Genomic DNA, 11,955 nt, shown 5'->3' with positions numbered 1-11,955 from the left:
GGTGGGACAGGCCTTTTGCAGCAGCTCGACGCAGCCCACGCAGCGCTGCGGGTCGAAACACGATCGAGTGCTTGCTCCGGGGCGGGCGTCCGGCACGTCAGGCAAGGCGCACCGCATAGGCTCGTCGTGCCGACGCCGGGGTCGACCCAGCCGGAACTCGTCGGCGCTGTTCTTGATGTTGGGCAGCCCGAGCCCCGCGCCGAACCCTCGAGCGCGCATCTCGGGCGTCGCGGTGGTCCAGCCCGGGTCATGGCCAGCCTGATGTCGGGGATCCCAGGACCGCGGTCCGCCACTACCACCCGCACCGCCTCGGCAGGACCTCGAAGCTCAGTTCCGCCGGGTACGGCGTGCATCACGACGTTCATCTCCGCCTCGAAGTTGGCGATGGAAAGGCGGCGGATGAGGTCGGGCCGGATCCCGGAGGTCCTTGCAGACGGACTTGATCCGGAGCCACCTCCCTCCATGCTCGAAATCCCCCCCGCGGATCGGGAAGGTCCCGGCATAGAGAATCTCGGCTCAGGGCGTGCTCCCCCGTTCCTTCGTGGAACGGGCAGGCCGGTTCCCAGCCGGGCCGCAGGCTTCGTACGGTCAGGGTGGTGGACAGGAGAGGCAGGCTGCGAGCACGGGCCAGGGCCATCACCTGTTCGTCGGGGCGCTTGCCGTTGACGTAGAGGATGGCCCGGGTCAACCACCTCGGCGGTGTGCGCTCGCCCGGAGGTTGGTCAGCCCGGTGACGAGGAGCGCCCCGTGCCCGCTGAAGGCCAGGACCTCGCTCATGAGGTCCGCGGCGAAGCAGCCGGAAACCTTCCGACCCAGAGCCCCGTCAGGCGTCAGCAGCTCCGTACATTCGAGGAGCGTGACGATCTCCGCGAGAGGCATGCCCACACCGTGGGGCGCATCCGAGGGCGGCCGCCTAGCGGATGCCGGCCTCATACAGCTTCGTGGCCATCTGCCAGCGATTCAAGGCCGTGGTGAACACGATCTCGGCCTTCTCGCCATCTTCACGACGTCGTCGGCGAGGGTCTTGCCCTGGGTGATGACGACGGCGCAGTTGTCGACGAGGTTCGCAGCCGCGATCACGTTGGCGTGCGCCTGCGCCGTGACGAGCAGATCGCCCGCCTTCGCGTTGGCAATCACATCGCTCACCATGTCCGAGATGTAGACGCCCGTCACGTCCCGATCGAAGACTTTCGTGGCCGCCTTCAGCTCGAGCCGCTCCGCGAGTTCCTGAATCTTCATCCTGTGCTCCTCATTCCATGGACGAGGCCGAAGTCGATCGCGACCTGCGCGTAGGTGATCTGCCGGTGGAGGCCGAAGAGGTCGGGCAGGATTGCACCTTCTTCCGGGGCGCCTGTCAGGCGCCCGTTGAAGAGCGCGTTCAGGACCCGGACCTTTTCGTGGGTCAGAGGCCCGGAGTCCTCCGCGCCTTCGGTGGTGATCGCCACGTAGAGCGAGATCTGCTGATCGTGAGCCAGGTCCCCCATCTGATGCACGGCGGTGCCCTTGGCGCAGCAGGCGTAATAGAGAAGTCCCACGAGCTCGCCGAACGGCACCACCTCGCCGGTCGTCGTGTCACGGACGTCGAACTGGAAGGTCTGCGCCGCCTCGTGGGGCTTCCAGAACTGATTGCCCTCGCGGTACTCCTCCAGGGGCGGGGTCCGCTCTGCAGCGAAATAGGAGCGCCGGGCGAAAGTGTGGTTCTCCTGCTCGATGATCAGGTAGCCCTGTCGCACGTTGACCATCTCGTAGCGCCGGGTCACAGGTTCAGTGGTCATGCTTACGATCCTCTCGAGCGGCCTCGCGAGGCTCTCCTGCATAAGGATCGGGTCAACGGGAACCCCGTGCAATGAAACGTCCGCATCATGGGCGGATCGCCGGCGGGGCCCCCCGGCCGCGCCCGTCGAGCGCCGATCCGGCTCCCCGACGGCGCTTCTGTATCATCGCAACCCGCATGAAGGTATCCATTCCGAAGGAGACGCGCTCCGACGAGCGGCGCGTCGCCCTGGCCCCCGACACCGTCAAGAAGCTCGTTGCGTCCGGATTCTCCGTCGTCGTCGAGGCCGAAGCGGGCCTCGAGGCCGGCTTCCCCGACGCCGAATTCACCGCCGCCGGCGCCGTTGTGCAGCGAGACCGGGCGGCGCTCCTCGCCGAGGCCGACGTTCTCGCCTGCGTGAATCGGCCGGACCCGGCCGATGTCGCCCAGCTCCGGAAGGGCGCCGCGGTCATCGGCTTCCTCCGGCCGCTGGACGAGCCGGAAGAGCTTCGTCCCTTCCTCGACGCCGGCGTCACCGCCTTCGCGATGGAGCTCGTCCCGCGGACGACGCGCGCACAGTCGATGGACGCGCTCTCGTCCATGGCGACGATCGCCGGCTACAAGGCCGTCCTCATCGCCGCCGTGCGCCTCCCGAAGATGTTTCCACTCCTCATGACCGCCGCCGGCACCGTCCCACCCGCGAAGGTCGTCGTGGTGGGCGCGGGCGTCGCGGGTCTCATGGCGATTGCCACGGCGCGACGCCTCGGCGCGAACGTCGAGGCGTACGACGTCCGCCAGGCGGCGGGCGAGGAGGTCCGCTCCCTCGGCGCACGCTTCCTCGACGTCGACCTCGGCGGCATCCAGACGCAGGACGCCGGCGGCTACGCCGTCGAGCTCTCGCCCGAGGCGCTCAAACGCGGACGGGACCTCGTCGCCGCGCGCGTGAAGGACGCCGACCTCGTGATCACCACCGCGCAGGTCCCCGGCCGCAAGGCGCCTCTCATGCTCGACGAAGACGCCGTCCGCGGGATGAAGGCCGGCGCCGTCATCGTCGATCTCGCCGCACCTACGGGCGGCAATACGGCGCTCACACGGCCGGGCGAGAACACCCTCGTGAACGGCGTCGCGATCCTCGCGCCGCTGAACCTCGCGGCCACGGTGCCGCTCCACGCCAGCCAGCTCTACGCGCGAAACGTCGCCGCGTTCCTCAAGCTCCTCGTGGGCGAGGGCGGGGCGCTCACCGTCAACCTGAGCGACGACGTCGTGGCCGGCGCCTGCGCCGTTCACGACGGCAAAGCCGTGAATCCCCGCGTCGCCGCGCTCCTTGCGCCGGCCGCGCCTGCCGGAGCCTCCCGATGAACGAAATCCTCATCGCCGGCCTGTACGTCTTCGTGCTGGCCGCCTTCCTCGGCTATCAGGTCATCTCCCGCGTCCCGCCGCTCCTCCACACGCCGCTCATGTCGGCGACGAACGCCATCTCGGGCATCTCGCTCATCGGGTCGATCGTGACGGCGGGCGCGAAGTACAACACGACGAGCACGATCCTCGGCGTCGTCGCCGTGACGGCCGCGACGATCAACGTGGTCGGCGGATTCATCATCACGGACCGCATGCTGAAGATGTTCAGGCGCGAGACGAAGTCCACCAGGCCGGGCGAGGCGGGAAAGAAGTGAGCGCGCAGCTCCTCCTCACCGAGCTCTCGTACTTCGTCGCCTCGATCCTTTTCATCCTCGGCCTCCGCGGCCTGAGCCATCCCGACACCGCCCGGCGCGGCATGTTCATGGCCGAGTTCGGGATGCTGCTCGCGGTCATCGGGACGCTGCTCCACCGCGACATCGTCAGCTACGAGTGGATCATCGTCGGCCTCCTCGCCGGCTCGACGATCGGCGTCGTGATGGGCCTCTGGGTCCCGATGACGGCCATGCCGCAGCGGACGGCGCTCTCCCACGCGTTCGGCGGCCTCGCGGCGGCCCTCGTCGGCGTGTCGGAGTTCCTCCGGCACGGCGAGCATCTCGGGACGTTCAAGGTCACGGCGCTCGGCTTCGAGGTCCTGCTCGGCGGCATCACGTTCACGGGCAGCCTCGTCGCCTTCGCGAAGCTCCAGGAGCTCGTGAAGGGCCAGCCGATCACGTACAAGGGCCAGAACGTCCTGAACTTCCTCCTCTTCGGGAGCGCGGTCGTCATTTTCGTCGCGCTCGTCCTCAATCCCGGCCAAACCGTCCTCTTCTACGCGATGTGCGCGCTCGCGCTGCTCTTCGGCGTGCTTCTCGTCCTGCCGATCGGAGCCGCGGACATGCCCGTCGTGATCGCTCTCCTGAACTCCTACGCGGGCCTCGCGTCGGCCGCCACTGGCTTCGCGCTCGGGAACAACGTCCTCATCATCGCGGGCACCCTGGACGGCGGCTCTGGCTTCATCCTGTCGATCCTCATGTGCAAGGCGATGAACCGCTCGATCACGAACGTTCTCTTCGGAGCGTTCGGCAGCGCGGCCGCCGTGGGCCCGGAGACGGGCGAGGAAGGCGTGATGCGCGAGGTCTCTCTCGAGGACGTCGCGACGCAGCTCGCCTACGCCCGGAAGGTCGTCTTCGTGCCGGGCTACGGGATGGCGACCGCGCAGGCGCAAAACGCCGTGCGCGAGCTCGCGACGCACCTCGAGTCCCGCGGAGTCGAGGTCAAGTACGGGATCCACCCCGTCGCCGGGCGCATGCCGGGGCACATGAACGTCCTGCTCGCCGAGGCGAACGTCCCGTACTCGCAGCTCTACGAGCTCGAGCAGATCAACCCGGAGATGCCGACGACGGACGTCGCGGTCGTCATCGGCGCCAACGACGTCGTGAACCCCGAGGCGCGCGACAACCCGAAGAGCGCGATCGCCGGGATGCCCATCATCGAGGTCGACAAGGCGAAGTCCGTCATCGTCCTCAAGCGCGGGCGCGGGAAGGGCTTCTCGGGCCTCGAGAACCCGCTCTTCTTCAAGCCGGTCACGGGCCTCCTCTTCGGCGACGCCAAGACGAGCCTCGCCCGCCTCGCGTCGGCCGTCAGCGAGCTCTGACGAGCCGGGTTCGTTAACGGACGATGAAGCGAACCCCGGTCCTGTGGGGACTGGCAGTCGGTGCCATCCAGGCCGCCTCGCCGCTCGCCATCCGGTGGCTCGATCAGGCGACCGTGCAGGCGCTCTTGCTGGCCCTGATCGCAGCGGTCTACATCGGGTTCGCGGTAGCGGACGGAAGGCCCAGGGTCATCGCCGTCGAGAGCAGCGTCACGGGCGCCTTCCTCTTGCTTGCCGCCGCCGCCGTCACCGGATCGGCTTGGCTCCTCGTCCTCGGCTATGCAGGCCATGGTCTCAAGGATTGTTGGCAGGAGCGCAGCCACTACGTTGCCGGCACACGGTGGTGGCCTCCGTTCTGCGCCGCCGTGGACTTTCTCGTCGCCGCGGTTCTCATCATCGAGATCGCCCTCGGAGTCGGATTTCATCACTAGCCATCTGTAGGAATCCTGATGGCGGGGGTGGCGATCGCCGCCCTCCGGCCCTACTTTTGCTTTGGGGGAAGAGGGCCGTGTTGCACGCACAGGACCGGTTCGGGCACGAGGTCGCGACGGCGAGGTTCTGGGACGTGGGAGTTCCGGTTTCGACGGACGCCGACATGTTCCAGGCGTGGGCGTGGGACGACGATCCGCCCCGGCCGTTTCTCGTGACGCGCGTGTGGAGCGAAGGCACGCCGATCAACGAGCAGGCGTTCGAGCGCCTCGTCGCCGAGTGCCACCACCAGCCGGGGCTCGAAGGCGAGATCTGACGCGGCATCGCCGTTGCAGGAGCCGGGGCGGCTCCCAATCAACTGCCCGAATGGCAGAGCGCAACGGGCATGCGCTCGAACCCGCGGCCCGCCCCCTGCCTTTCAGTCCGGAAGCCCGTCCTCCGCGACTCGGCGGTCCCGTGCCACGTCGGCGCTCTCGGGTCGCGCTGGGCGACCCGGCCCCTCGGCCCCCGGACCGGGACACCTGTTCATCGTTTTCGTGCCCTCGCCGAGCAGCCGCACTTGGTCCCGGATACAACGTCGTCTCGTCCGCCCACGCCTCCCCGTCGTCCCTCCCGCGACGCCTCGGGCCGTCCGGCGCGCCGCCCAGTCGGCCGCGTCACCCCGATGTAGCGCGGGCGCGATCGCGCCGCCGTCGGGGCCGGCCCCGTTGAGACTTGGTATCGTCGGCGGATGGCGACCGTCCGGCTTCTTGCCCTCTCGCTTCTGATCGTCTTTCCGGCAACCGCCCGTGCGGGCGAGCCCGTCACGATCGGAGAGACGCTCCGCATCCACTCGAAGGTGCTGAACGAGGACCGGACGTACCAGGTCCACCTGCCCGCCAGCTACAAGTGGGCGAAGGACCGGCGTTACCCGGTCCTCTACGTCCTCGACGGCAAGACTCACTTCCTCCACACCGCCGCCTCCACGGACTTCCTCGCGGCCGAAGGCGAGATCCCCGAGACGATCGTCGTCGCGATCGCGAGCACCGTGCGCATCCGGGACTTCACACAGACGGACTGGAAGGAAGCCTGGGTCGGCGGCGGCGGCGCCGCGAACTTCAAGCGCTTCCTCTCGGCAGAGCTCGTCCCTCTCGTGGAGAAGACGTACCGCACCGACGGGTTCCGTACGCTCGTCGGCCACTCGGCGGGCGGACAGTTCGTGCTCTATACGCTGACGTCCGAGCCGGCGCTCTTCCACGCCTACGTCGCGCTCAGCCCGAGCCTCGACTGGGATGGCCGCCTCCCGGCCCGCTCGCTCAAGAAAGCGCTCGAATCCGCGCCGTCCCTGAACGCGTTCCTCTACGCCGCGCGGTCGGGCGACTCGGGCCAGGCGCTCGCGGACTGGGAGGAGCTCGTCGCCGCGCTCGGCGCGCGCAAGGTCCCGGGCTTCCGCTGGAAGAGCGAAGCGTTCCCCGCCGAGAGGCACCGGACCGTCCCGCTCCTCGGCGGAATCCACGCGCTGCGCGCGCTCTACGACGGCTACAGCCTGCCGGAGGGTCTCGAGGACCGGGGAATGAACGCCGTGACGAAGCACTACGAGGCGTTCTCGCGGACGCTCGGCTGGCCGGTCCCGCCGACGGAGAGCGCGATCAACGCGGTCGCCTACGCGGCTCTCGAGCACGACCGGGTCGAGGAGGCGCTCGCCCTCTTCCAGAAGAACGTCGACGAACACCCGTATTCGGCCAACGCCTGGGACGGGCTCAAGGACGGCTACGCGAAGGCGGGCCAATGGAAAGACGCCGCGGCGTCCGCGGATCGCGCGCTCGCACTCGCCCGCGCGTCAAACGACCCGCAACTCCCCGAATTCGAGCACCAGGCACGCAAGATGCGCGAGCGCCTGAAGCAGGAGAAGGGGCCTTCCCGCTAGCCCGCGCATGAGCGAGGACTTCGTCGTCAGCTGCCCCTACTGCGGAGAGGACGTCGAGGTGCGTCTCGAGCGCGACGTCCGGGGCAGCCTCGTCCAGGACTGCGAGGTCTGCTGCAACCCGTGGCTCCTGCGCGTCGAGGGCGACGACGACGACCGGACGGTGAGCGTTACGCGGGCAGACGGGTCCGAGTAGTTCGGACTCATTCCACCCGCGTCGAGTAGTTGCTGTGGCGGGTGAAGCGCGTCGCTTTCCCGTCGGGCCCCAGCGCGAAGACGATCTCCTCGCCGAGAGTCTCGTCCTTCCGGATTCGGCGGAACGTGTTCTCGGCCGTCTTCTTCATCTTGATCAGGTCCTTCATCGGGTTCTTCGATGGGAGGGAAAGCATCGCGAGGCCGTCCTCCCACGGCAGCACGAACGTCTCGCCGCCCCACGGCGCGCCCGAGTACGTCCCCGCGAACTTCCTCAGCTCCGGAGCGGGCGTCTTGCCCTTCCCGGGCTCCTTCGCCGCCGCCTTCAGCGCGGGCGCGAGGATCTCGCGCACGTGCTCCGCCCACCCCTCCGCGTCGACGCCGCCCGAGTTCGTGAGGACGGCGACGGCGAGCTTCTCGTCCGGCTGAAGCATGAGGTGCGTCCGGAAGCCCGGGCACGAGCCGCCATGTCCGACGAGCGTCGTCTTCTCGCTCCTCGAGACCTGGAACCCGAGGCCCCACATCGTCTCGAAGTCGGGATCCACGAAGTGGACGCGGTACATCTCGCGCAGCGTGGCGGTCCTTAGAACTTCGGGCCCTCCGCCGCCGAGCAGCCGGAACTGCCACGACGCAAAGCGGGCGAGGTCCTCGGCCGTCGAGGCGAAAGCCATCGCCGGCGCGACACCCTTCCCCTGGAAGAACGCGACGGGGTCGCGCCGCCCCGCGCGGGTCAGCGCGCTGTACCCGGTCGCGAGACGCTTGCCGCGCTCGGACTCGGGCATCTCGGGCGTCGTCGACGCGAGATTGAGCGGGACGAGGATGTTTTTCGAGACGTAGTCTGGGTAGGCCACCCCCGAAGTCGCGGAAACGATCTCCCCCGCGAGCGTCAGGCCGAGGTTCGAGTACTGGAAGTACGTCTCCGCCGGGTAGAGCGCCGTCTGCTGCGCGAGCCTCGCGACGATCTGGTCGTGCGTCGGGAATGCGAACGCGGGACCGGTCCAGTACGGGAGGTCAGTCTCGCGCGGCAGCCCGGACGCGTGCGTGAGCAGGCCCTCCACCGTGATCTCCGTCCCGTCGGTCCCGCCCGGTTTCATCGTGAACCACGGCAGGCGCGTCCGCACGGGATCGTCGAGACGGAGCTTCCCCGCGTCGCGCAGTTGCATCACGGCGACGCTCGTGAACAGCTTCGAGATGGAGCAGATGCTGTAGATCGTGCCGACATCCGCCTTCCGCCCGCTCGCGACGTCCGCAAGGCCGAAGGCACCGCTCCAAAGGACCTTCTGGTCGTGGACGATCGCGGCGGACACGCCGGGCACCTGTTCGTAGGCGCGCTCGGCGTCCAGCCACGCGCGCGCGAGCTCGACCGCCGACGCGACGCGCGGGTCATCGTCGGGCGACGGAGAGGGTTCCGCGGCGCGAACGGAGACGCTCGCAATCAGGAGAACGCAGGCAAGAACGCGCATGGCTCACTCCACCTTCCAAGAACTCTGAATCTGAATCCGAAAGCGGAAGTCTACGCGGGCGCCGGCGCAGGCGCCGGCACCCGCCGCCGAGCGCGGAAGCGCGCGCCGAGAGACTCGAACGCGAGGTAGACGACGGGCGTGATGTAGAGCGTGAGGAACTGCGAGACGACGAGGCCGCCGATCACGGCGAGGCCGAGCGGCTGGCGGGACTCTCCCCCGCGCCCGAGGCCGAGCGCGATCGGGAGCGTGCCCGCGAGCGCGGCCATCGTCGTCATGAGGATCGGCCGGAAGCGCGTGAGCGACGCCGTGACGATCGCCTTCTCGGGCTCCATTCCCTCGCCGCGCTGCGCCGCGAGCGCGAAGTCGATCATCATGATCGCGTTCTTCTTCACGATCCCGATGAGCATCACGAGGCCGAAGAACGCGTACACGTTCAGGTCCTTGCCGAAGATGATCAGCGTGAGGATCGCGCCGACGGCCGCCGAGGGCAGCCCCGACAAGATCGTCAGCGGGTGGACGAAGCTCTCGTAGAGGATCCCGAGGACGAGGTAGATCACGAGGATCGCCACGACGAGCAGGATGGACATCCCTTTGAGCGACGACTGGAAGACCTGCGCCGTGCCCTGGAAGCTCGTGGTGATCGAGCCCGGGAGCGTCTCCCTCGCCAGCCTCTCGACGGCGGCCGTCGCCTGGGAGAGCGCGACGTCCTTCCCGAGATTGAAGGAAATGGTCGCGGACGGGAGCTGGCCGAGGTGCGCCACGAGGAGCGGCCCGACGCTCGTCTTCGCCGTCGCGACGGCCGTCAGGGGCACGAGCGTCCCGTTCGACGAGCGCACGTAAAGCGACGAGAGGGACGAGGCATCGCGCTGGTCCTGGGGCTTCACCTCGAGGATGACCTCGTATTCGTTCGTGGCCGTGTAGATCGTCGAGATCTGGCTCGACCCGTAGGCGAGGGCCAGAGCCCGCTGGATCTGCCCGGCGGTGATCCCGAGGGCGGACGCCTTCTTCCGGTCGATCGCGATGTCGAGCTGCGGGTTCTTGATCTGCAGGTCGCTCGTCACGTCCCGGATGATCGGGATCCCGTGCATTTTCCTCTCGAGGAGCGCCGCATTCGCGTACAGCGCCTCGGTGTCCGTGCTCTGGAGCGTGAGCTGGTACTGGCTGCGCGTGTTCTGGCCCCCGACGCTGATCGCCGGCGGCGTCTGCATGAAGACGCGCAGGCCGGACACCTTCGCGAGCTTCGGTCGCAGGCGGTCGACGATGGCGTCGGACGAGACCCGCTGGCCGCGCGGCTTGAGCGTCACGAACATCGAGCCCGAGTTCGTCGTCGAGTTCGGCCCGCCCGCCCCCACCGACGACTGGACGGACTGGACGCCGGGGTCGGCGCGGACGATGTCGGCCGCCAGCTTCTGGCGGTCGCGCATGTCCTGGTACGAGATACCCTGCTGGCCCTCGAGGCTCGCCCGCAGCATCCCGATGTCCTCGTTCGGGATGAACCCCTTTGGGGCGATCTTGAAGAGGACTCCCGCGAGGACCGCCATCAGGACGAGGGTCGCGAGCGTGGCGGGCCGGTGCCGGAGGACGACGTGGAGCGTCCGTTCGTAGCCCCGGAGAATGCGGTTGAAGCCCCGCTCGAGCGCCGCCGCCACGCGGCCGTGAGTCGCGGCGCCGGGCTCTTCGCGCTTCAGGAGCCGGCTGCAGAGCATCGGCGTCAGCGTCAGGGACACGAAGCCCGACACGAGGATCGCGGCGCTGATCGTGACCGCGAACTCCTGGAAGAGCCGGCCGAGGAGGCCGCCCATGAATAGGACGGGGATGAAGACCGCGACGAGCGAGACCGTCATCGAGAGGATCGTGAAGCCGATCTCCCTCGAACCGCGCAGGGAGGCGACCGCGGCGCTCTCGCCCTTCTCCATCCGGCGGACGATGTTCTCGAGCTGGACGATCGCGTCGTCCACGACGAACCCGACCGAGAGCGTGAGGCCCATGAGGGAAAGGTTGTCGAGGCTGAACCCGAGGACCGCCATGACGGCGAACGTGCCGAAGAGCGACGTCGGGAGCGCGATGGACGGGATGAACGTGGAGCGCAGGTTCCGGAGAAACAGGAAGATAACGAGAACGACGAGGACGATCGTGAGGACGAGCGTGAGCTGGACGTCGCGCACGCTCTCGCGAATGCCCTGCGAGCGGTCGAACATGACGTCCATCCGCATCGCCGCCGGGATCTGCATCCGGAACGCAGGCAGCAGCGCCTTCACCGCGTCGACGACCTGGATCGTGTTCGAGTCCGGCTGGCGCTGGACCGCGAGGATGATCGATCGGTTGCCGTTGAACCACGCCGCCTGCCGCTCGTTCTCGACGCTGTCGAGGACGTTCGCGATCTCGCCGAGGCGCACGGGCGCGCCGTTGCGCCAGGCCACGATGAGGGGCTTGTACGCGTCCGCGTTCACGAGGCGGCCGTTCGTCTGGATCGAGAGCGCCTTCTCGGGCCCGTAGACGATCCCGACCGGCCGGTTCGAGTTGCCCGAGGAAATTGCCGATGCAACCTGGTCGATCCCGATCTGCCGGCTCGCGAGCGTGCCGGGGTCCACCTGGACACGCACGGCGTATTTCTTCGAGCCGTAGACGTTCACCTGCGCGACGCCCGTCACGGTCGAGATCCGCTGCGCGAGAACGGTCTCGGCCCACTCGGAGACCTCGGACATCTGGAGGGTCGGCGAGGACAGGACGATGAAGAGGACCGGCTGCATCGAGGGGTTGACCTTGCGCAGGCTCGGCGGGTTCGGCATGGACGGCGGGAGCTGCGAGAGCGTGGCCGCGATCGCCGTCTGGACGTCCTGCGCGGCCGCGTCGATGTCGCGGTCGAGGGAGAACTGCATCGTGATGTTCGTCGAGCCCTGGCTCGACGTGGAGTTCATCGAGTCGATCCCCGCGATGCCCGAGAACTGCCGCTCGAGCGGCGTCGCGACCGCGGCCGCCATCGTCTCGGGGCTCGCCCCCGGGAGGCTCGCGCCCACGTTGATCGTCGGGAAGTCGACCTTCGGCAGGTCCGCGACCGGCAGCGAGAGATAGCCGATCGCACCGAACAGGAACAGTCCCGCCATGACGAGCGTCGTCATGACGGGCCTCCGGATGAAGAGCGCCGAGACGTTGGCCTGAACGGGCT

12 protein-coding genes are annotated in these 11,955 nt (G+C 68.5%); 7 read left to right on the top strand and 5 right to left on the bottom strand.

The window, feature by feature from the left end:
- Positions 1–684: 684 nt before the first annotated feature.
- The 3 genes from IPL89_16720 to IPL89_16710 form a co-directional block, all read right to left on the bottom strand.
- Complete coding sequence (locus tag IPL89_16720; protein MBK9064810.1) at positions 685–885, bottom strand: hypothetical protein; 201 nt, start codon at positions 883–885, stop codon at positions 685–687.
- A 75-nt stretch (positions 886–960) separates the two neighbouring features.
- Complete coding sequence (locus tag IPL89_16715; protein ID MBK9064809.1) at positions 961–1,239, bottom strand: hypothetical protein; 279 nt, start codon at positions 1,237–1,239, stop codon at positions 961–963.
- Positions 1,236–1,775, bottom strand: a complete 540-nt coding sequence (locus IPL89_16710) for a hypothetical protein (protein ID MBK9064808.1) — start codon at positions 1,773–1,775, stop codon at positions 1,236–1,238. Before IPL89_16710 ends, IPL89_16715 begins: the two co-directional genes overlap by 4 nt.
- A gap of 176 nt (positions 1,776–1,951) precedes the next feature.
- Here IPL89_16710 and IPL89_16705 point away from each other — a divergent pair, with 176 nt between their 5' ends.
- From IPL89_16705 to IPL89_16675, 7 genes are all read left to right on the top strand, one after another.
- A complete protein-coding gene (locus IPL89_16705) occupies positions 1,952–3,112 on the top strand; it encodes an NAD(P) transhydrogenase subunit alpha (GenBank protein ID MBK9064807.1) in 1,161 nt (386 codons plus the stop codon).
- Positions 3,109–3,426 carry an NAD(P) transhydrogenase subunit alpha gene (locus IPL89_16700; protein ID MBK9064806.1) on the top strand — a complete coding sequence of 106 codons (318 nt, stop codon included), beginning with the start codon at positions 3,109–3,111 and terminating at the stop codon, positions 3,424–3,426. The genes IPL89_16705 and IPL89_16700 overlap by 4 nt, the downstream gene beginning before the upstream one ends.
- On the top strand, positions 3,423–4,805 hold the full coding sequence (locus IPL89_16695; GenBank protein ID MBK9064805.1) for an NAD(P)(+) transhydrogenase (Re/Si-specific) subunit beta: 1,383 nt from the start codon (positions 3,423–3,425) through the stop codon (positions 4,803–4,805). The genes IPL89_16700 and IPL89_16695 overlap by 4 nt, the downstream gene beginning before the upstream one ends.
- A gap of 23 nt (positions 4,806–4,828) precedes the next feature.
- Positions 4,829–5,233 carry a hypothetical protein gene (locus IPL89_16690; GenBank protein ID MBK9064804.1) on the top strand — a complete coding sequence of 135 codons (405 nt, stop codon included), beginning with the start codon at positions 4,829–4,831 and terminating at the stop codon, positions 5,231–5,233.
- Between the two features lie 77 nt (positions 5,234–5,310).
- A complete protein-coding gene (locus tag IPL89_16685) occupies positions 5,311–5,547 on the top strand; it encodes a hypothetical protein (protein MBK9064803.1) in 237 nt (78 codons plus the stop codon).
- 414 nt (positions 5,548–5,961) lie between these two features.
- Positions 5,962–7,137, top strand: coding sequence for an alpha/beta hydrolase (locus tag IPL89_16680; GenBank protein ID MBK9064802.1), 1,176 nt, complete (start codon positions 5,962–5,964; stop codon positions 7,135–7,137).
- A 7-nt stretch (positions 7,138–7,144) separates the two neighbouring features.
- On the top strand, positions 7,145–7,330 hold the full coding sequence (locus tag IPL89_16675; GenBank protein MBK9064801.1) for a CPXCG motif-containing cysteine-rich protein: 186 nt from the start codon (positions 7,145–7,147) through the stop codon (positions 7,328–7,330).
- 7 nt (positions 7,331–7,337) lie between these two features.
- Here IPL89_16675 and IPL89_16670 read toward each other — a convergent pair whose 3' ends face one another.
- Positions 7,338–8,789, bottom strand: coding sequence for a serine hydrolase (locus IPL89_16670; protein ID MBK9064800.1), 1,452 nt, complete (start codon positions 8,787–8,789; stop codon positions 7,338–7,340).
- 50 nt (positions 8,790–8,839) lie between these two features.
- Positions 8,840–11,908, bottom strand: coding sequence for an efflux RND transporter permease subunit (locus IPL89_16665; GenBank protein MBK9064799.1), 3,069 nt, complete (start codon positions 11,906–11,908; stop codon positions 8,840–8,842).
- Positions 11,909–11,955 lie beyond the last annotated feature (47 nt).

The organism is Acidobacteriota bacterium, assembly GCA_016716715.1.
Lineage (GTDB): Bacteria > Acidobacteriota > Thermoanaerobaculia > UBA5066 > UBA5066 > Fen-183.
This window is presented reverse-complemented; position numbering and strand designations above follow the sequence as displayed.